The sequence below is a fragment of the Stenotrophomonas sp. 78350_Sma genome (assembly GCF_056482105.1).
Genome location: NZ_CM151182.1, coordinates 2,011,558 through 2,032,294, shown reverse-complemented (window position 1 = coordinate 2,032,294; position 20,737 = coordinate 2,011,558). Strand labels below are relative to the sequence as shown.

At 65.0% G+C, this 20,737-nt stretch carries 17 protein-coding genes; 3 read left to right on the top strand and 14 right to left on the bottom strand.

Annotated elements, in window-relative coordinates:
- Positions 1-381: 381 nt before the first annotated feature.
- The 9 genes from moeB to ndk form a co-directional block, all read right to left on the bottom strand.
- Positions 382-1,518, bottom strand: coding sequence for a molybdopterin-synthase adenylyltransferase MoeB (moeB, locus tag ACZK4H_RS09550; RefSeq protein ID WP_099552916.1), 1,137 nt, complete (start codon positions 1,516-1,518; stop codon positions 382-384).
- Positions 1,519-1,840: 322 nt separating this feature from the next.
- Positions 1,841-3,349 carry a hypothetical protein gene (locus ACZK4H_RS09545; protein ID WP_158230216.1) on the bottom strand — a complete coding sequence of 503 codons (1,509 nt, stop codon included), beginning with the start codon at positions 3,347-3,349 and terminating at the stop codon, positions 1,841-1,843.
- A 338-nt stretch (positions 3,350-3,687) separates the two neighbouring features.
- Positions 3,688-5,085, bottom strand: a complete 1,398-nt coding sequence (der, locus tag ACZK4H_RS09540; protein WP_012479950.1) for a ribosome biogenesis GTPase Der — start codon at positions 5,083-5,085, stop codon at positions 3,688-3,690.
- 17 nt (positions 5,086-5,102) lie between these two features.
- The gene (gene bamB, locus ACZK4H_RS09535; protein WP_099552919.1) at positions 5,103-6,311 is read right to left on the bottom strand and encodes an outer membrane protein assembly factor BamB; all 1,209 of its coding nucleotides are present in this window, start codon (positions 6,309-6,311) and stop codon (positions 5,103-5,105) included.
- On the bottom strand, positions 6,311-6,949 hold the full coding sequence (locus ACZK4H_RS09530; protein ID WP_043884373.1) for a YfgM family protein: 639 nt from the start codon (positions 6,947-6,949) through the stop codon (positions 6,311-6,313). Before ACZK4H_RS09530 ends, bamB begins: the two co-directional genes overlap by 1 nt.
- Positions 6,950-7,014: 65 nt before the next feature.
- The gene (locus tag ACZK4H_RS09525; RefSeq protein ID WP_099552920.1) at positions 7,015-7,887 is read right to left on the bottom strand and encodes a RodZ domain-containing protein; all 873 of its coding nucleotides are present in this window, start codon (positions 7,885-7,887) and stop codon (positions 7,015-7,017) included.
- Positions 7,888-7,905: 18 nt separating this feature from the next.
- The gene (locus ACZK4H_RS09520; RefSeq protein WP_478473078.1) at positions 7,906-8,691 is read right to left on the bottom strand and encodes a tetratricopeptide repeat protein; all 786 of its coding nucleotides are present in this window, start codon (positions 8,689-8,691) and stop codon (positions 7,906-7,908) included.
- Positions 8,678-9,883, bottom strand: a complete 1,206-nt coding sequence (rlmN, locus tag ACZK4H_RS09515) for a dual-specificity RNA methyltransferase RlmN (protein WP_099552922.1) — start codon at positions 9,881-9,883, stop codon at positions 8,678-8,680. The genes ACZK4H_RS09520 and rlmN overlap by 14 nt, the downstream gene beginning before the upstream one ends.
- Before the next feature lie 10 nt (positions 9,884-9,893).
- Positions 9,894-10,319 carry a nucleoside-diphosphate kinase gene (ndk, locus tag ACZK4H_RS09510; protein ID WP_008265389.1) on the bottom strand — a complete coding sequence of 142 codons (426 nt, stop codon included), beginning with the start codon at positions 10,317-10,319 and terminating at the stop codon, positions 9,894-9,896.
- Between the two features lie 320 nt (positions 10,320-10,639).
- Between ndk and ACZK4H_RS09505 the strand changes: the two genes are divergently transcribed.
- The 3 genes from ACZK4H_RS09505 to ACZK4H_RS09495 all read left to right on the top strand — a co-directional run bounded on the left by ACZK4H_RS09505 (position 10,640) and on the right by ACZK4H_RS09495 (position 15,026).
- Complete coding sequence (locus ACZK4H_RS09505; RefSeq protein WP_099552923.1) at positions 10,640-11,293, top strand: TetR/AcrR family transcriptional regulator; 654 nt, start codon at positions 10,640-10,642, stop codon at positions 11,291-11,293.
- A gap of 53 nt (positions 11,294-11,346) precedes the next feature.
- Positions 11,347-13,719, top strand: a complete 2,373-nt coding sequence (locus tag ACZK4H_RS09500; protein ID WP_099552924.1) for a 3-hydroxyacyl-CoA dehydrogenase/enoyl-CoA hydratase family protein — start codon at positions 11,347-11,349, stop codon at positions 13,717-13,719.
- Between the two features lie 98 nt (positions 13,720-13,817).
- Complete coding sequence (locus tag ACZK4H_RS09495) at positions 13,818-15,026, top strand: acetyl-CoA C-acyltransferase (RefSeq protein WP_099552925.1); 1,209 nt, start codon at positions 13,818-13,820, stop codon at positions 15,024-15,026.
- Between the two features lie 456 nt (positions 15,027-15,482).
- Here ACZK4H_RS09495 and galU read toward each other — a convergent pair whose 3' ends face one another.
- Genes galU through ACZK4H_RS09470 form a run of 5 tightly spaced genes read right to left on the bottom strand, consistent with a single transcriptional unit; the run spans position 15,483 to position 20,737 of the window.
- Positions 15,483-16,361, bottom strand: a complete 879-nt coding sequence (gene galU / locus ACZK4H_RS09490; protein ID WP_024956143.1) for a UTP--glucose-1-phosphate uridylyltransferase GalU — start codon at positions 16,359-16,361, stop codon at positions 15,483-15,485.
- Positions 16,358-18,271 (bottom strand): polysaccharide biosynthesis protein, encoded by a 1,914-nt coding sequence (locus ACZK4H_RS09485; RefSeq protein WP_164145981.1) that lies wholly within the window; start codon positions 18,269-18,271, stop codon positions 16,358-16,360. Before ACZK4H_RS09485 ends, galU begins: the two co-directional genes overlap by 4 nt.
- 3 nt (positions 18,272-18,274) lie before the next feature.
- Entirely contained in the window at positions 18,275-19,264 is a 990-nt protein-coding gene (locus tag ACZK4H_RS09480) for an MraY family glycosyltransferase (protein WP_099552293.1), read from the bottom strand.
- Positions 19,265-19,267: 3 nt separating this feature from the next.
- Entirely contained in the window at positions 19,268-20,446 is a 1,179-nt protein-coding gene (lapB, locus tag ACZK4H_RS09475) for a lipopolysaccharide assembly protein LapB (protein WP_049428020.1), read from the bottom strand.
- A 6-nt stretch (positions 20,447-20,452) separates the two neighbouring features.
- Positions 20,453-20,737: a LapA family protein gene (locus tag ACZK4H_RS09470; RefSeq protein ID WP_076739220.1), complete on the bottom strand. Its 285-nt coding sequence runs from the start codon at positions 20,735-20,737 to the stop codon at positions 20,453-20,455.

Genomic DNA, 20,737 nt, shown 5'->3' with positions numbered 1-20,737 from the left:
CCAACCCGACAAAACGCGGCGTAATCGATATACCCCGGGAACCGCACGCCCGGCGCGCACACCGGGCAGTGCGGGTCCGGCCGGATGCCGGATCCCGAAACCATGCACCCGCTTCGGTGGGTGCCAACCTTGGTTGGCACGAAAACGCCGACCAAGTCGACATCTACCAAGGCATTCCCCGGCCGGGTTCACCCACCCCGGCAGAACGCGGCGTAATCGATATACCCCGGGAACGGCACGCCCAGCGCGCACACCGGGCAGTGCGGGTCCGGCCGGATGCCGGATCCCGAAACCATGCACCCGCTTCGGTGGGTGCCAACCTTGGTTGGCACGAAAACGCCGACCAAGGTCGACATCTACCAAGGCATTGCCAGGCCAGCCTCACCCACCCCGGCAGAACGCGGCGTAATCGATATACCCCGGGAACGACACGCCCGGTGCGCACACCGGGCAGTGCGGGTCCGGCCGGATGCCGGTCTCGCGGAAGCGCATGCCCAGCGCATCGAAGCGCAGCAGCCGGCCGACCAGCGGCTCGCCGATGCCCAGCAGCAGCTTCAGCACCTCGGTGGCCTGCAGCACGCCGGCCAAGCCGGGGAGCACGCCCAGCACACCGGCCTCGGAACAATTCGGCGCGAACTCCGGCGGCGGCGGTTCCGGGAACAGGCAGCGGTAGCACGGCGCCACGCCGCGCTGGCGGCCGGCGTCAAACACGCTTACCTGGCCATCGAAGCGCTCGATGGCGGCGTACACCAGCGGTATCGCGTGCTTGATGCAGGCGTCGTTGAGCAGGTAGCGCAGGGGGAAGTTGTCCGAGCCATCCAGCACCACGTCCACGCCCTCCAGCAGGGCATCCACGTTGTCGGAGGTGACCCGCTCGGGCACCGCCTCAACCTCGATCGACGGATTCAGCGCCAGCAATCGCTCGCGCGCGGAATCGACCTTGAGCTGGCCGACGCTGGCTTCGGTATGCACGATCTGCCGGTGCAGGTTGCTGCGCTCTACGCGGTCATGGTCGGCGAAGCGCAGGTGCCCTACCCCGGCCGCAGCCAGATAGAAGCCAGCCGGTGCGCCCAGCCCACCCGCGCCCAGCACCAGCACGCGCGACTGCTGCAGCCGGCGCTGGCCCGCCTCGCCCACCTGCGGCAGCAGCAGGTGGCGCGAATAACGGTCGTAGAAATCGCGGTCGGCAGCGCTGGCCAGCGGCTGCACCAACGGCAGCGACTGCTCGCGCCAGGCCACGGTGCCGCCCGTCACGGAAGCGACGTTTGTGTAGCCAGCCTCCAGCAGGAACTGGGCGGCATCGGCAGAGCGCTTGCCGCTCTGGCAGATGAGGAGGATTTCCTGGTGCTGCGCCGGCAGATGCACGGCCGGGTCGGCCTGCAGCTCACCCTTGGCCACGCCACGCGCGCCCTCGGCCATGCCCCCGGCCCGCTCATGCGCCTCGCGCACATCGATCAGCACGGCGCCGTGGGCCAGGCGCTCGCGTGCCTGCGTGGGGGAAAGCTCTTGGATGCTCATGCACGAATTATCGCAAAAGTACGGCCAAGCACAGGGTCCGAACCCTGTTCACATAAGAGGGTTCGGACCCCAAGATACGCCATGATGCGCCACCTGCCTTCTCCGGCTGCGGAAACCACGCGGGTCGCACTGGCGGTCCTGCATGCAGCCGCTGGACTTCCGCCCATTATCCACTTTGGGAATTGCTACCCTGGCGATGTCCATTAGGCGCTGGGCGAATTCAGTAGCGTTCTGTATCCGGCACCAACGAGAGCCGAAGCCGGCTGAGGAGATACCCTCGTGGACTGGCGGCAACAGCTGCCCATGCACCTGACCGCCTCAACTATTTGAGCTCGGCCAGAAGAAGGCTTGTTGTCTCCTGTTGCGGTACACCATGTTGAAGAAGACAACCGAGAGTACTCATTGTGCGAAACGGATCCGTTAGAAACGGCAGCACGCGACCCACAATTCGATCAAGCTTTGCAAGCTTCCAAGGATCTCGGCTGGGAGGCACCAGCTGATGGAGGTAGTCATTGCGCATCGCATTCACCTCAATCATCACCGAAACGAACTCCTTAAATTCCGCGCCTCGCAAGTTCGGCTCTGTTTCGGCTGAAACGACCTTATGTAGCAATCTGAGGTGTTGCCGGTGCCCTTGGATTTTCACCTCTTCTACTGCACCGATGTCGCTCGCCACGGCAAGGACAAGATAACGCTCGACCACTACTTCAAAGGCTGCGTTCACGACGACCAAAGCCTCCGCCGCAAACCCTGACTGGAAGAGCTGCCGAGCCCGAGAAGAAACGAATCCAAGATCGACAACCCTGCGGCCATGTTCGCCGGATACGGTTGATAAAGCCGCTCTCCCCTCCCAGCGCCCTTGAACCTGAAACGAAGCATCGTTCTGGCTCGCAAACCCCTGAATCCTTATCTGGCCGTCGTCGAGTCTCGCAAATGTGAGATTAGAACGTAACAGCGCATCTTCTGTTACGTGCCCAGGCACGTTCCCCCCATACTCAAGTGCGAACGCTTGAAGCGCAACATTGGCTGCATCAGCGATGACGTAAGTGAGGTAATAGGGAGCCATATGAATCAGCCAATCGATTGATGGCCCCCTTGCCTTGCTTCTTCCCGAGCGCGCCAAATGCTGCTCTAACTGATCACTCACAAAAGGCGCGACCCGCTCCTCGATGCGCGCAAGCTCCCCCCTGAAAATCTTGAGTAACTGTTTAGCAGAGATCTCTATCTCGATCATCGCTGCCTTGAGGACTCTCAGAGGAATCGGATGCTCCGGCAGCTCGGCTCCCACTGCTTCGCAGACCAAGGGAAATACATCACCCGCTTCGGCCGGCAGATTGTGGAGCCGCACCTGCAATGCGACTGGATCACTTTCGGGGCTGGCTCGATGTTCAATCAACGTCTCCAGGCGACCTGCCAGATGCTGCCACCCCCGTTCCAGAACGACGCAAAAAATAAGGCTATCGATCTTTGAGATACGCGCATCGACCACTAGGGGTTCATTTACCCGGCAAACGCCAGATTCGATCGCTGCACGAAGAAGTTGGAACAGATGATTCTGGGATTCATGAGGAATAAAGCCCCCGTCCCAGTCATATCCTGTGACGCGCCCATCAGAAGAATAGACCTTAGTAGCACACGTGATATGAGGCTCTACTTCTTCGCAGATCTTGTTTGCAATTCTTTCACGGAGAGCCTGAAAATGCCGATTTCCTTCGGCGCAAGGAATCCAGGAACTATTGGCCCGATAAGCGACATGCACACCGCGCCAACTGTAGACCTTGGTCACGATAGACACATTCGAAAGCTCCATATCCATGCTTGGCTGCGACATGCGCGTCCATACTCCCTCTGTTTACTTGTGAGCTGTTTGCTTATGAGCTCAATGAAGGATGAAACGTTCGACGAAGCAACATGACTGGGCAATTGCATACCCGCGACCCAAGCTCCGCGTACTGCACATTGCCGCGCATCCCTGCGCCATTGGAACCGGCGAACAGCAGGATTTAAGGCGTCGATCACCAGTATCCAGCCGCCCGTCCCAGACAGGCAACGCGACCCAAAGCTCCAAGCCCACTGCCCGTTTCAACGCCCATCAGATTTCCTTGGGCAAGTGCTCCATCATGGTGCGTTCAAACGAAAAAGGCGGCCCTGCGGCCGCCTTCTCGTGAATCACTTGCCCTTGACGTGCTTCATCAAGCGCCGCTTGGCCTTGACCTGCCGCTCGGTGAGGACGTTCTTCTTGCCCTCGTACGGGTTGGTACCTTCGCGGAAGATGAAGCTCACCGGCGTACCGATCAGCTTGAAACGCTTGCGGAAGAAGTTCTCCAGGTAGCGCTTGTACGATTCCTGCAGCTCCTTCAGGCGCGTGCCGTGCACGATGAAGGTCGGCGGGTTTGCGCCGGCCGGGTGCACGTAGCGCAGCTTGGAGACGTGGCCGCGGATGGTCGGCGGCGGATTGGTCTCGTAAGCCACTTCCAGCGCCTTGTTCACTTCGCTGGTGGTGAAGGTCTTGTTCGCCGATTCGTGCGCCCGGTGCACCGCACGGAACAGCTCGCGCAGGCCCGAACCGTGCTTGGCCGAGATGCGGACCGATTCGGCCCACGGCACGAAGCCCAACTTCAGCGACAGCATGGTTTCGGCCTGCTCGCGCTGGTACTCGGTCAGGCCATCCCACTTGTTGATGGCAATGACCAGCGCGCGGCCGGCATCGAGCACGGCACCGAGCACGGTGGCGTCCTGATCGGTCACGCCTTCGGTGGCGTCCAGCATCAGCACGGCCACCTGGCACTGCTCGATCGACTGCATGGTCTTGACCACCGAGAACTTCTCGACGACCTCGTCCACGCGCGAACGGCGGCGCAGGCCGGCGGTATCGATCAGGCGGTACTCGCGGCCGTCGCGCTCCAGGTCCACGGCGATCGAGTCGCGGGTGGTGCCCGGCACGTCGGAGGCGATCATTCGCTCCTCGCCGAGGATGCGGTTGACCAGAGTCGACTTGCCCACGTTCGGGCGGCCGACGAAGGCGATGCGGATGCGGTTCGGGTCGTTGTCCAGCTCTTCGCCGCTGCCTTCTTCCGGCAGGCGCTGGATCACTTCGTCCAGCAGGTCGTCCAGACCCTGGCGATGCGCGGCCGAGACGGTCAGCATCTCGCCGAAGCCGTAACGGGCGAACTCCGAACGCACGCTGTCCTCGTCGGTGCCATCGATCTTGTTGATCAGCAGCAGCGTCGGGCGCGACAGCTTGCGCAGCCAGGCCAGGATCTCGTCGTCCAGCGCCGAGGTGCCCTCGCGGGCGTCGACGACGAACAGGATCAGATCGGCCTCAGCCGCGGCAGCCCGGGCCTGGCGCGTGGTGGCGCCCGCCAGGCCTTCGTCCTCACCGGCGATACCGCCGGTATCCACGACGAGGAAATGGTTGTCCTCGTCGAGGCGGCAGACGCCGTAGTTGCGGTCACGGGTGACGCCGGGCTGGTCATGGACCAGCGCGTCGCGGGTGCGCGTAAGCGCATTGAAAATAGTCGACTTGCCGACGTTCGGCCGTCCAACCAGGGCGACCAAAGGCAGCATCGCGATTACTCCAATTTTTAATTTGCCAACCGGAAGGCGGTCAGCTTGCCATCCACGTTCTGCACCAGCAGCACCCCGTCGACGACGACCGGCTGGGCCAGCAGGGCGTCACCGCCGCTCTTCGCCCGTGCCGCCATCGCACCATCGGAGGTCTTCAACCAGTGCACGTATCCCTTGTAGTCGCCGACGACCACGTAATCACCGTGCAGCGCCGGGCCGGTCAGCGAACGACGCGCCAGCTCGGTCTGCGACCACATGGCAGCGCCGGTCGCCTTGTCCAGGCCGAACACGCCACCCTTGTTGTCGGTAACGAACACATTGCCCGACGACACCGCCACGCCACCTGCACCGCCATGGTCACGCGCCCACAGCGGGCGACCGGTCGGGCCTTCGATGGCCATGGTCTGGTTCTTGAAGCTGCTCACGAAGAGGGTGTTGCCCTCCAGCACCGGAGCACCGTCGACGTCGGCCATGCGGTCCAGCTCGGTACGGCCTTCGCCGTTGCCAAGGTTCTGTTCCCACAGGGTACGCCCATCCTGCATGGCCAGCGCGGCAACCGCGCCTTCGTCCTTGCCGATGAACAGCACGCCCGGACCGGTGACCACCGGTGCGTTGCCGCGCACGGTCAGCGCCGGCAGTTCGCTCGGATTGAACCACTTCTGGGTGCCATTGCCGGCATCGAAGGCGGTGACGCGGCCGTCGTTGCTGCGCACGAACACCAGGCCCTGGGCCACGGCCGGCGCGGCAATGACTTCACCCGGAACACGGGCGCGCCACTTCTCGCTGCCGTCATTGATGTCCAGGGCGATGACCTGGCCATCGAGCGTGCCGATCACGACCAGGTTCTCACCGACACCCGGGCCGCCGGACAGGCGCAGCTTCGGCTTCTTCTTTTCCTTCTGCGGCTCCCAGGTCCAGACCTTCTTGCCGGTCTGCAGGTCGATGGCGTGCACGCCACCGGTGATCGCCGCGGCAAACACGTGGCCATTGGCCACCGCCGGGCCCTGGCGCACGCCGATGCGGCGCTCGCCCTTGCCGAGGTTGACCGACCAGGCCTTGTTGACCTTCACGCTCGGCTCGAACTTGACCAGCTCAGCCGGCTCCTGGGCCTTCTTCGCTGCCGCGTCCTTGCCGGCGAACCAGCCCTTGACGGTGCTGCAGCCGGTCAGGGCCATGCCCATCAGGAGCACGGTGGCGACACGGGTGATCATGACCTTCTGACTCATCAAACCGACTCCGCAGGGGCGGCGACCGTGCCGCCGGCATCCATAACCTTGGTTTCCAGCAGGCGCCGCTGCGGCGCTGCCACGTCCAGCGACTTCAGCGCCTTCTCGTACTGTGCGCGGGCATCATCGCGCTTGCCCTGCGCCAGCAGCGCATCGCCATGGATTTCCAGGCTGCTGCTGTCGGTCGCGCTGCCCAGCAGCTTGATCGCCTCGTCGCTCTTGCCGGTGGCCACCAGCAGGCGGGCCACACGCTGGTCGACCACGCGCTGCAGGTCACCTTCGACCTTCACGGCGCGCAGGGTGGCCAGCGCTTCTTCGTTCTTGCCGGCATCGACCTGGGCCTTGGCCAGCTGCAGCGCCGCGAGGTCGCCGTAGATGCTGGACGGGCCGGCTTCGAGCGCCTTCACTGCCTTGGCAGCGTCGTCGAGCTTGTTCTGCTGAAGACCGACCAGCGCCTTCTGGTACTCCACGTTGGCCGAGGCCAGCTTGCCGCCCTGATCCTTCTGGTACCACTGCCAGCCGGCAATGGCACCGATCGCGATGGCTACGCCACCGAGGATGCTGGCGCCATTCTTCCGCAGCCAGCTGCGGACGCGTTCACTTTGTTCGTGCTCGTCGAGCAGATCGTCGATCGCCATGCGTACTCTCGCCCCGCCCATCGGGAGGGACCATTGGGTTTAATCGAAGGTGGTGAAACCGCGCCTCAGTGCGAAACCGGGACTACGGAGCCTTCAGAGGATACCTGAAAGCGTGCCACGTTGGCTCGCTGGTAGGGGGTCAGATCGACGATAGCGCCGTTCTGCTGAACCTGGACCGCCGAGGCGTTGCCCAGGGTCACCCGGGTCACCTGGCCCGGCGTGAAGCTGCGGCTCTCGCCGGATTTGATCAGCGCCTTTTCGACGGTGGCGCCGTCCGGACCACCGATATCGACCCAGCTGTCGCCACTGAACTGCATCTCCAGCGTATTGGCGGACACGGGCGCAGTGGGTGCCGAACGCGGCACCGGCGACAGCGAAGCGACATACGGGGTTGCGGCCGGCTTGCTGGCCGGGGCACTGGCGACTTCAACCGGGGCTGCCGGCTCGACACCCGCAGCGGAGGGGGCCACCGGCACAGCGGCCGGGATCGCGTCCAGCGAGGCGGTGTTCGGCGACGGCGTGGCACTGCCATCGAAATGGCCGCGGGTGGCGAACCACACCGGCACGGCCAGCACGGCGGTGATGCCGACGTACAGCACGCGCCGGCCGAGATTCTCGGCAATGCGGCGCGCACGCGGGGTATGGGTATGGCTGACCAGGGTGGGCGGCACTACCGGCCCCACCTGTGCCTGCTCGAGCAGCTGGCTCACATCGACATCAAGCAGGCGCGCGTAGCTGCGCAGCTGGCCGCGCACGAATACAGGCGCCCCCAGCTTCTGCCACTGCTCTTCTTCCAGCGACTTGACCACCTGGACCGGCATGCGCAGGCGCGAGCCGACATCCTCAAGGGTCAGTCCGGCCGCTTCACGGGCCTGGCGCAGGCGGGTGCCGCAGCCGGCCGCAGTCTCGAGAGCGCTCACAGTCTGGTCATCAATCACAATGCATCAACCCTGGAGTTAGGAGCCCGCTTCCTGCGGAAATTCCTGTCGAATCCGCTGGAGATAGCGGTCAGATGCCGCCCTATCCCCCAGCCGCGCTTCGATTTGAGACGCAAGTTGTAACACGGAACGCGTTGCGGGTGCAGCCGTAATCCTACGCTCGGCGAAGGCCCGGGCCTCCATGTAGCGGCCCTGGCGGAAGCTGAGCTGGGCCATGGCCTCCAATGCGACCGGGTTGCCGGGCAGTGTCGCCAGCGCCGCGCGCAGGTCGCGCCCGGCACGTTCGAACTGGCCTGCATCCAGCGCACAGCTGCCGGCGTTGGCCTGTGCTTCGGCTACGGCGGGATTGCCCGGCGCCCGCTGGGCACGATCGAACCAGATCAGCGATTCGGCCGCCTGACCCTGCTGGCAGAGCCAGGCACCATAGTTGTTGAGCACGTCGCCGCGTTGCGGCGCCAGCTCGGCAGCCTTGCGGAAGTTCTCGCCGGCCTGCTGGCTGCGACCGCGACGCTCGTCGATGCCCGCAAGCAGGACCAGGCCGTCGGGGGCCGTCGGCACCAGCTTCTGGGCTTCGCGCGCCTTGCGCTCGGCAGCATCGAGATTACCGCCCTGGATGTCGCGGCCGGCCAGGGTCAGCAACTCCCGCCAACGCACCTGCTGTCGCACCCCTTCCGGATCACGGACGGAGTAGACCGGCGCCTCGCTCGGGCCAAGCTTGGCCTTGGGATGGGATTTGCAGCCGCCGACCGCGAGGGCCAGCACACCTGCGAACAGAACCAGCCAGAGGCGGTCAGGCCGCGGCATCGCTCCCCTTCCCCGCCTGCAGCGTCTTGTTGAACTCCGCCTGGCGGCGGGTGCGGTCCATTACCTGGCCCTTGAGCTGGCCACAGGCGGCGTCGATGTCATCGCCACGGGTACGGCGGACCATGGTCAGCACGTTGCTGTCGAGCAGGATCTTCTGGAAGGCACGGATGTGCGCTTCTTCCGAACGCTCGTAGCGGGTGCCGGGGAACGGATTGAACGGGATCAGGTTGACCTTGCCCGAATCCTTGGCCTGCACCGCGTTGTCGAACTGGCGCATCAGGCGGGCCAGCTCGCGGGCATGCTCGGGCTTGTCGTTGATGCCCTTCATCAGGGTGTATTCGAAGGTGACCGATTCGCGGCGCTTGTTGGCGCGCAGGTAGCGTGCGCACGAGGCCATCAGCTCGGCGATCGGGTACTTCTTGTTGAGCGGCACCAGCGTTTCGCGCAGCGCATCGTTCGGCGCGTGCAGCGACACCGCCAGCGACACGTCGCTTTCGGCAGACAGGCGGTCGATCTGCGGCACCAGGCCGGAGGTCGACAGGGTCACGCGCTTGTTGGCCAGGCCGTAGCCCAGGTCGTCGCGCATCACGCTCATGGCGCGCACGACGTTGTCGAAATTCATCAGCGGCTCGCCCATGCCCATCATCACCACGTTGGTGAGGCGGCGCATCTGGTGCGGCACGTTGCCCAGGTGGCGTGCGGCAACCCACACCTGGCCGATGATCTCGGCAGTGGTCAGGTTGCGGTTGAAGCCCTGGGTAGCAGTGGAGCAGAACGTGCAGTTCAGGCCGCAACCGACCTGCGAGGACACGCACAGCGTGCCGCGGGTCTTGTCGGGGATGTACACGGTCTCGATCGCGTTCTTGCCATCCACGCCCATCGCCAGCAGCCACTTGTGGGTGCCGTCGGCGGAGGGCTTGTCGAACACGATGTTGGGAACCAGCACCTCGGCATGGGCCTGCAGCTTGGCGCGCAGGACCTTGCCGAGGTCGGTCATTTCATCGAAATCGGTGACGTAGCGATGGTGGATCCACTTCATCACCTGATGGGCACGGAACTTCTTTTCGCCAAGAACCTCGACGAAAAACTTCTCCAGGCCCGCGCGATCGAGGTCGAGCAGGTTCTGCTTGCCAGCCGTGGGTGCCGTCTTCGGCAGCGGCTGGATGGCGGGGGACTGTACGACCTCGTTCACGGCATTACTCTCAGCGCGAAACGACTTCGGTGGCGGCGAAGAAGTAGGCGATTTCAATCGCGGCATTCTCGACCGAGTCCGAGCCGTGGGCGGCATTGGCATCGATGGATTCGGCGAAGTCGGCGCGGATGGTGCCCGCAGCGGCTTCCTTCGGGTTGGTGGCGCCCAGCAGGTCGCGGTGGGCCAGGACGGCGTTCTCGCCTTCCAGGGCCTGGATCATCACCGGGCCGGAGATCATGAACTCGACCAGCGCGTTGAAGAACGGACGCTCGCGGTGCACGGCGTAGAAGCCTTCGGCTTCACGGCGCGACAGCTGCTTGTACTTGGCGGCCACGACCTTCAGGCCGGCCTTCTCGAAGCGGGCGTAGATTTCGCCGATGACGTTCTTGGCAACGGCGTCCGGCTTGATGATCGAAAGGGTGCGCTCCAGCGCCATGGGATGTCTCCAATGGAATCGGGCCGCTGATGGCCCGAAGGGTAACATGAAAAAAACCCGCGTCGGGACGCGGGCTTAGCCTGATAAACGTAGGCGAATTGTAAGAGATCCCACTCAGTAGTGCCAGCCCATGGCTGGCAGGCCTGATGCCCGGCGTTTGCGGTCCCGGGGCTCCCATTCAGGATTGTGGGTTGCCAGCCATGGGCTGGCACTACTGAATCCCCTGTAACCGCCACGGCCATTTTGCTGCACTGCAAAATGCCATACGCCACCGTCTGGTTCTAGTATCAAACAATCGTTTGATTAAGGTCCGCCCACCGATGGCCAAGCCCGCCCACTTCTCGACCAAGGACCGGATCCTCGGTGCCGCCGAGGAGCTGTTCGCCCAGCACGGCTTCGCCGGCACCTCGCTGCGCCAGGTGACCAGCCAGGCCGACGTCAACATCGCCGCGGTCAACTACCACTTCGGTTCCAAGGAAAACCTGGTCAACGAGGTGTTCCGCCGCCGCATGGACGAGATGACCGGTGCCCGCCTGTCGCAGCTCGAGCGCGCCCGCAGCGAACACCCCGGCGAACTGCGCCCGGTGCTGGCCGCCTTTGTCGAGCCGGCGCTGGCACTGGCCCAGGACCGCCAGAACGGCGGCGCCTTCGTGCGCGTGATCGCACGCGCCTACGCCGAGAAGAACGACAACCTGCGCAAGTTCCTGTCCGACCACTACGGCCACGTGCTGCGTGCGTTCGGCAAGGCGATTGCCGAATGCGTGCCGGACCTGAGCAAGGAAGAGCTGTACTGGCGCCTGGATTTCCTGGCCGGCTCGCTCACCTATGCCATGGCCGACTTCGGGCTGATCAAGCGTCCCGCCGGTGTCACCGAAGCGGCGCATCGTGCCCATGCCGCCCACGAACTGATCCATTTCGCCGAAGCCGGGTTCCGCGCCGCCGCACGCGCCAGCGCCCTGCCCGCTTCCCCGTGATTCCACCGGGTGTGACCCACCCAGTAACTGCTGACCAACAAAGGCCCTACACCATGTCCAATTCCCTGCTAGTCCGCCGCGCCGCCGTGCTGGGTGCCGGCGTCATGGGTGCCCAGATCGCCGCCCACCTCACCAATGCTGGCGTCGACACCGTGCTGTTCGACCTGCCTGCCAAGGAAGGTCCGGCCGACGGCATCGTGCTGAAGGCGATCGCCAACCTGGGCAAGCTGAGCCCGGCGCCGCTGGCCAGCAAGTCGCTGGCCGAAGCCATCACCCCGGCCAACTACGAGTCCGGCCTGGAGCAGCTGAAGGACTGCGACCTGATCATCGAGGCCATCGCCGAGCGCATGGACTGGAAGCAGGACCTGTACAAGAAGATCGCCCCGTTCGTGGCCGACCACGCGGTGCTGGCCTCCAACACCTCGGGCCTGGGCATCAACAAGCTGGCCGACGTGCTGCCCGAGCAGCTGCGCCACCGCTTCTGCGGCGTACATTTCTTCAACCCGCCGCGCTACATGCACCTGGCCGAGCTGATCCCGGCCACCACCACCAATGCCGCCGTGCTGGAAGGCCTGGAAGCATTCCTGGTCACCACCCTGGGCAAGGGCGTGGTGTACGCCAAGGACACCCCGAACTTCATCGGCAACCGCATCGGCGTGTTCTCGATCCTGTCCACCATCCACCACACCCAGCAGTTCGGCCTGGGCTTCGATGAAGTGGACGGCCTGACCGGCCCGCTGGTGGGCCGCCCGAAGTCGGCTACCTACCGCACTTCCGACGTGGTCGGCCTGGACACCATGGCCCACGTCATCAAGACCATGGGCGACACCCTGCCGAGCGACCCGTGGCATGAGTTCTTCAAGTCGCCGAAGTGGCTGGACGCGCTGATTTCCAAGGGCGCGCTGGGCCAGAAGACCGGCGCTGGCATCTTCCGCAAGGTCGGCAAGGACATCGTCGTGCTCGACCTGGAGAAGCAGGACTACCGTCCGGCTGATCGCGCTGCCGCGCCGGAAGTGGTCGAGATCCTGAAGATCAAAAACCCGGCCGAGAAGTTCGCCAAGCTGCGCGAGAGCCAGCATCCGCAGGCGCAGTTCCTGTGGGCGACCTTCCGCGACCTGTTCCACTACAGCGCCTACCACCTGGCCGACATCGCCGAGACCGCACGCGACGTGGACCTGGCCATCCGCTGGGGCTACGGCTGGTCGCTCGGCCCGTTCGAAACCTGGCAGGCCGCCGGCTGGAAGCAGGTCGCGCAGTGGATCGCCGATGACATCGTGGCCGGCAAGAGCATGAGCAACGCGCCGCTGCCGGACTGGGTGTTCGATGGCCGCGACGGCGTGCATGCCGCCGAAGGCAGCTACAGCCCGTCGCGCAACGCCAAGCTGCCGCGCTCGTCGCTGCCGGTGTACCAGCGCCAGCGCTTCCCGGATCCGCTGCTGGGCGAAAAGTTCGCGCCGGGCGAGACCGTGTTCGAGAACGACGGCCTGCGCATGTGGCACGACGGCGACGGCATCGCCGTGGTCAGCTTCAAGACCAAGATGAACACCGTGTCCGACCAGGTGCTCGATGGCCTGCAGGAATGCGTCAGCCGCGCCGAGAAGGACTTCCAGGGCCTGGTGATCTGGCAGCAGAAGGAACCCTTCTCCGCCGGTGCCGACCTGGCCGGTGCGCTCGGCCTGCTGCAGGCCGGCAAGGTCGACCAGTTCGAAGAGATGGTCGCCAACTTCCAGCGCACCAGCCAGCGCATCAAGTACTCGCTGGTGCCGGTGGTGGCTGCGGTGCGCGGCCTGGCCCTGGGCGGCGGCTGCGAGTTCCAGATGCACAGCGCCAAGACCGTGGCCTTCCTGGAAAGCTACATCGGCCTGGTCGAGGCCGGCGTCGGCCTGCTGCCGGCCGGTGGTGGCCTGAAGGAACTGGCCGTGCGTGCCTCGCAGGCAGCCGGTCCGGGCGGTGACGTGTTCGCCGAACTGAAGAAGACCTTCGAGACCGTGGCGATGGCCAAGGTGTCCAACTCGGCCGTCAACGCCAAGGAACTGGGCCTGCTGCGCAGCACCGACAAGGTGGTATTCAACAGCTACGAGGCGCTGTACATCGCCAAGGCTGAAGCCCGCGCCCTGGCCGAAGCCGGTTACCGCCCGCCGCTGCCGGCACGCCGCATCCAGGTCGCCGGTGACGTGGGAATCGCCACCTTCAAGATGATGCTGGTCAACATGCTGGAAGGTCGCTTCATCAGCCCGTACGACTACGAGATCGCCGAGCGCATCGCCACCGTGCTGTGCGGCGGCAAGGTCGACCGCGGCACCCTGGTGGACGAAGAGTGGCTGCTGACCCTGGAGCGCAAGCACTTCGTCGAACTGGCCCAGCAGGAAAAGACCCAGGCCCGCATCGCGCACATGCTGAAGACCGGCAAGCCGCTGCGTAACTGATTGATGGCGGGTGCCGGCTGCGGCCGGCATCCCACTGCCTCTGGTAGATGCCCACCCTGGTGGGCACACCGGCAAAACCTATTCGAGAGATCACTGCAATGACCAAGCAAATCCAGGACGCCTACATCGTCGCCGCCACCCGCACCCCGGTCGGCAAGGCGCCCAAGGGCATGTTCCGCAACACCCGCCCCGACGACATGCTTGCGCACGTGCTGCGCAGCGTCGTCGCGCAGGCCCCGGGCGTGGACGTCAACCGCATCGATGACGCGATCATCGGCTGCGCCATGCCGGAAGCCGAGCAGGGCATGAACGTGGCGCGCATCGGCGTGCTGCTGGCTGGCCTGCCGAACACCATCGCCGCACAGACCGTGAACCGCTTCTGCTCCTCCGGCCTGCAGGCCGTCGCGCAGGCCGCCGACGCGATCCGCCTGGGCAACGCCGACCTGATGCTGGCCGGTGGCACCGAGTCGATGTCGATGGTGCCGATGATGGGCAACAAGATCGCGATGGCACCGAGCGTGTTCGACAACGACCACGTGGCCATCGCCTACGGCATGGGCATCACCGCCGAGAAGGTCGCCGAAGAGTGGAAGGTCTCGCGCGAAGACCAGGACGCCTTCGCCTTGGCCTCGCACCAGAAGGCGATGGCCGCGATCCAGAACGGCGAGTTCAAGGACGAGATCAGCCCGTACGAGATCGTCTCGCACCTGCCGGACCTGGCCGATGGCCAGCGCATCATCACCCGCAACAAGATCGCCGACACAGACGAAGGCCCGCGCCCGGATTCGTCCGCTGAAGGCCTGGCCAAGCTGCGCCCGGTGTTCCGCAACGGCCAGTTCGGCGGCACCGTCACCGCCGGTAACTCGTCGCAGATGAGCGATGGTGCAGGCGCGGTGCTGCTGGCCTCGGAGCAGGCGATCAAGGATTACGGCCTGACCCCGCTGGCCCGTTTCGTCAGCTTCTCGGTGGCCGGCGTGCGCCCGGAAGTGATGGGCATCGGCCCGATCGCCGCGATCCCGAAGGCCCTGAAGCAGGCCGGCCTGACCCAGGGCCAGCTGGACTGGATCGAGCTGAACGAAGCATTCGCCGCGCAGTCGTTGGCGGTGATCCGTGATTGCGGCCTGGACCCGAGCAAGGTCAACCCGCTGGGCGGCGCGATCGCCCTGGGCCACCCGCTGGGTGCAACCGGTGCGATCCGTACCGCGACCCTGCTGCACGGCCTGCGTCGTCGCCAGCAGAAGTACGGCATGGTGACGATGTGCATCGGCACCGGCATGGGCGCAGCGGGTATTTTCGAGGCGCTGTAAGGTTCAAAGCGTTGCCTCGTTGGGCTTCATGGCGTGGGCCGGGTTGGCAGGGCTGCCCGGGACACGCCGTGAACCCATCCATGGGGGCTCGATGGCGCCATCCATGGCGCCAACGGTCCCGGGCAGCCCTGCCAACCCGGCCCTTCCAGCCTCCCCGCGGCGGAGGGATGAGCAAAGGCAGTAGATCCACGCCATGCGTGGATGCCTCTGCTCTGGAAACGAAAAAGGCAGCCATAGGCTGCCTTTTTTGCTTGTGCTTCTGCCTTTGATTCCGCCCTTCCCGTCCGCGCCCGCAGGAAACATGACAGGCGGGGCGGGTGGGCCTTTGCAGGACCGTTCGCCGCATGGATGCGGCGACCGAGCCCCCATGGACGGGTTTACGGCGTGTCCTGCAAAGGCCCACCCGTCCCGCCCATCACGTATCAATCAAAGCGCGAACGGAGCGCTTGATAAACCTTATTCCGCCAACATCGCCGTCAGCTTCTCCCGCGCCGGGCCAGCCAGCTTCGGGTTGTCCAGCGCGAAGCGGATCGTCGCCTCCACCAGCCCCAGGTGCGTGCCGCAGTCGAAACGAGTGCCCTCGAATCGGTAGGCATCGACCTCTTCGGTCTTCAGCAGCTGCGCGATCGCATCGGTCAGCTGGATCTCGCCACCCGCGCCGCTGCCAGTCTGTTCCAGCAGCTCGAAGATCTTCGGGCTCAGCACGTAGCGGCCGACCACCGCCAGGTCGCTCGGTGCGTCCTCCGGCTTGGGCTTCTCCACGATCTGCGAGATGCGGCCCTTGCGACCATCGAAGGCCTCGGTCGCGACGATGCCGTAGCTGGCGGTCTTGTCGTGCGGCACGTCTTCAACGGCGATCACGCTGGCACCACTGGCTTCGTTGAGATCGGCCATCTGCTTCAGCGCACCGTCGCCGCGGTTCCAGATCAGGTCGTCCGGCAGCAGCACCGCAAACGGTTCGTCACCGATCACGGCCTTGGCACACAGCACCGCATGGCCCAGGCCCAGCGCCTCGGCCTGGGTCACGAAGATCGCACGCACGCCATTGGGCAGCACGTGACGGATCAGTTCCAGCTGCTCCTGCTTGCCAGCGCGCTCGAGCTTCTGTTCCAGCTCGTAGGCCTTGTCGAAATAGTCGGCGACTGCATGCTTGTAACGGTTGGTGATGAACACCAGCGTGTCACAGCCCGCCTCGATTGCTTCATCCACCGCGTACTGGATCAGCGGCCGATCAATGATCGGCAACATCTCCTTCGGCACGGTCTTGGTTGCTGGCAAAAAACGCGTCCCCAGCCCTGCGACCGGGAAAACCGCTTTGCGAATTCGCTTGCTCATTGGTGCCTGTTGGCCTCGCGTGCCGGAAAGGGCACGACTTTAGCGGATGAAATGTAAGCATCCTGTTCGATTGGCGAGAACTCCGGCATTGTTGCAAACAGGACTTCCTTGATGCTGTCCGCGTCATAGCTGCACACCGCCTCGCGCAGGCGCGGGACGTTGCCCAGCACCAGATCGCGCGAGAACATGCGCACGCCAGCCTCGAGAATCTTCGGGTGCGCGGTGGACCGATAGTCCTCGTCCGAATAGAACAGCGTCTCGTGCAGCTTCTCACCCGGACGCAGGCCGGTGTAGATGATCGGAATGTCCTTGTACGGCTGCTTGCCCGCCAGACGGATCATCTGCTCGGCCAGCAGTCGGATCGGCACCGGCTCGCCCATGTCGAGCGTGTAGATCGCACCGTGCGAGGCCGAGGCCGCTGCCTGCAGGATCAACTGGCAGGCCTCGGGGATGGTCATGAAGTAGCGGGTGACTTCCGGGTCGGTGACCGTGACCGGCCCACCACGCAGGATCTGCTCGCGGAACAGCGGCACCACGCTGCCGGCCGAGGCCAGCACGTTGCCGAAGCGCACGGTAACGAAACGGGTGTGCGTGGACTTCTGGTCCAGGCTCTGGCAGATCATCTCGGCATAGCGCTTGCTGGCACCCAGCGCGTTGACCGGGTCGACCGCCTTGTCGGTGGAGATGAACACGAAATGCTCGACGCGGGCCTCCAGGCAGGCACGGGCCACGTTCTCGGTCGCCAGGATGTTGTTGCGCACGGCTTCGCGCAGCTGCCGCTCCAGCACCGGCACATGCTTGTACGCCGCAGCATGGAACGTGGTGTCGACCGGATGCAGCGACAGCGCATGGCGGATCACCGCAGGATCGCCACAATCGCCCAGCACCGCTTCGATCTCGATATCGGGGAAGCTGCGGCGCAGCTCACCTTCAATGGTCAGCAGCAGCAGTTCGCTGATCTCCAGCAGGATGATGCGGCCGGCGCCATGGCGCGCGCACTGGCGGCACAGCTCCGAGCCGATCGAGCCACCGGCACCGGTAACCATCACGGTGCGCCCGCCCAACCAGCCGCGGATCAGGTTCCAGTCCGGGGTGATCGGCTTGCGGCCGAGCAGGTCCTCGATCGCCACTTCCTTCAGCTGGCCAGGCAGCGACTGGCCCTGCAGGATGTCGCTCAGCTTGGGCACGGTGCGGAACGGCACACCGGTGCTTTCGCAGATGGCGACCACCCGCTGCATGCCTGCGGCATCGAGCGAGGGCATGGCGATCACCAGCAACTTGGCCGCAGTCTCGCGGACCACGGCCGGGGCATCATCCAGGCTGCCCAGGATCGGCAGGCCCTGCAGCTTGGCGCCGCGCAGGTGCGGTGCGTCGTCCAGCAGACCGACCGGCTCGAAGTTGCCGGAGCGGCGCAGATCGCGGACCAGGGTCTCGGCGGCCTGCCCGGCACCCAGGATCAGCACGCGGCGCGCGCTCGAATCCGACTGCAGTGCCTGGTAATCCTTCCAGGCCCGGTACAGCAGGCGCGGCGCGCCCAGCAGCGCCGACAGCGCGAACGGATAGATCACCAGCACCGACATCGGCACGCCGTCGAAACGCTTCCACATCAGGACCAGCACGATGCCGACCAGGCCGATGAAGCTGGCCTTGAAGATGTTCAGCAGGTCACTGACGCTGGCGAAACGCCACAGCCCGCGATACAGGCCCACGCGCCAGAACACCAGGCCCTGCAGCAGCAGCACCAGCGTGGTGTCGACATTCCAGAGCGGAAGCGCGGGCGCGTTGGGGAGGATCGAGTACCGCCCGGCATGGAGCAGCTGCCAGCATGCCCAGACCATGAACAGGTCGTGGCAGACGATGGCCGAACGCGGCATCAGGCCGAGGATTCTGTCCCGCCAGGGTGAAGCCATAAGTCAGGTATTTCCTTGTCGGTGACGCAATCCATTGCGCAGGAGGAGCCAGAGGACGCTCAGCGCGAGAAACCACGCGACCGCCAGGACAGCCTCCCACCTCGGCTGTAAATTGGAGCAGACATTAAGCACTGTAATACTGAACAGGCCCAAAGCAAAGTACATCCCTGTCACCTGGGCGTGGCTGGCTCCTGCCTGCACCGCCCGCTGGTAGACGTGCTGGGTATGGGGTTCCATCCAGCGTTGTCCGGAAATGATGCGCGCCGCCAGTGTGAAGCCCGCGTCCACGAGGAACGCCGAAGCCGGCACCAGCAGCAGGATCCAGTTGATGTCGGTACGCACCGCGGCGATGGCCAGGACGACGGCGACTGCATAGCCCAGCGCGCCACTTCCGACATCCCCCATGAAGATCCGGGCCCGCGGGAAATTGAATGGCAGAAAACCCAGGCAGGCCAGGCCCAGTGCCACCGCCGCCAGCGAGTACGGCCAGGGCAGCACCGGCGCCAGGCCCAGTGCGACAACAATGGCCTGGCTGGCGGCAATACCGTTGATGCCATCCATGAAGTTCCAGATGTTGATCAACGAGGCGGTGAATACCAGCACCAGCCCGGCCAGCAACCAGCTTCCACCGTGCACCTTGACCAGGGCGGCCAGCAGCGCGGCGGCAATGAAGTGCACCAGCAGGCGGCGCATGGCCGGCAACGGCCGGTGGTCGTCCCACCAGCCGATGCCCGCCACCAGTACCAGGCCCAGGCTGGCCACCAGCAGGCTCGGTGTCGATTCAGGCCAGACCCACATCGCTGCACCGGCGGTGACCAGTAGGCTGATGACGATGGCGATACCACCACCGCGCGGCGTCGCCACGCTATGGCTGCGACGCTCGCCGGGCTGATCCATCAGTTGCTGGCGCAGGGCATAACCCCGTGCCGCCCAGGTCAGCCCCGCACTCAGCAGGGCCAGCCCCAGCAGCGCGCCCATCACGAGCCACGGCATGGATCAGAGCACCGCGTAGTTCAGCAGTGGCTTGACCGTGCCCCATTCCTTGCAGCTCGGGCACTGCCAATGGTGGGTGCGCGCACCGAACCCGCAACGGGTGCAGCGGTAAGCGGGATTGCGCACCAGCAGCTGGTCGGTGATGTGCTTGAGGTCATGCAGGGTCGCAGTGGAATCGGCGCCCTCGGCCAGGGTCAGGTCGATCAGCGCGGATTCGCCACGCACCGACGGACGATCCTTGAGCTGGCGGCCAAGGTAGGCCCGGGCCGGAGCCACGCCCTCCTGCTCTTCCATCAGCCGGGTCAGGGCCAGCACCGGGGCGATGCCACGGTAGTGTTCGGTCATTTCCGACAGGAACGCACGTGCGCCGCCCAGGTCGCCGACCTTGCGATAGTTTTCCATCAACGCCGGCAGCAGCTCGGGCAGGTACTCCGGGTCGTTGCGCGCGGCACGCTCGAATGCACGCACCGCGGCTTCAGCGTTGCCCGCATCCGTCTCGAGGCGACCTTCGATGATGCCGGCGCGCACCGACATGGCGTCGGCCTGGTAGGCGCGGGCGATCGCCGCCCTCGCCTCTTCCAGCTTGCCGGCACCGCGGAAGCGTTCAGCCAGTTCACATTCGAACTGCCCGATCAGCTTGCCCATCGGCTCGCCGGTGACGTCTTCGAAGCGGGTGGCGTTGTCGATCGCCTTTTCCCAGTCACGCTCGGCCTGATAGATGCCGATCAGGTGCTTGAGCGCCTGCGGGGCGCGCTGGTCGAGCTGTGCCAGCTCGGTGAACACAGTCTCTGCGCGGTCCAGCAGGCCGGACTTCATGTAGTCCTCGCCCAGCGCCAGCAGGGCCTGCACGCGCTGCGCGTCGCTCAGGTCGTGGCGGTTGACCAGCCCCTGGTGCAGGCGGATGGCGCGGTCGACTTCACCGCGGCGGCGGAACAGGTGGCCCAGCGCGACCTGGGTCTCGAAGGTTTCCTTGTCCAGCTCGGCGATGTGCAGGAACAGTTCGATGGCCTTGTCCGGCTGCTCGTTGAGCAGGTAGTTCAGGCCACGGAAGTAGGTGCTGGACAGGCGGCTGACCTGGTTGTCACCGTGGCGCTGGCCACCACGCCGGCCGATCACCCACCCGGCCAGTGCGGCCAGCGGAACGAACAGGAAAAACCACAGCCACTCGGTGACGAAATCCATCTTCGATCAGCGTCCATCAAAAGATTGGGGGGAAACACCCGCGGCCGGCGTTGCCGCTACGGACTTGTTGGCACGGCGCAGCTGACCGTAGAGCGGAATGACCACGCTCACCAGTACCAGGCCGGCACCGACGATGACTCCGATCAGCAGGGCCGCGATCAGCGCCACGCCGACAGAGGTATTCAACTGGGTAAACAGCAGGTTGATCGACATCGCGGTCATGTTGACCGCACCAATGATCAGCCCAAGGATCAGGACCGCCAGCAGGACCAGCAGACGAAAGACCTTCAT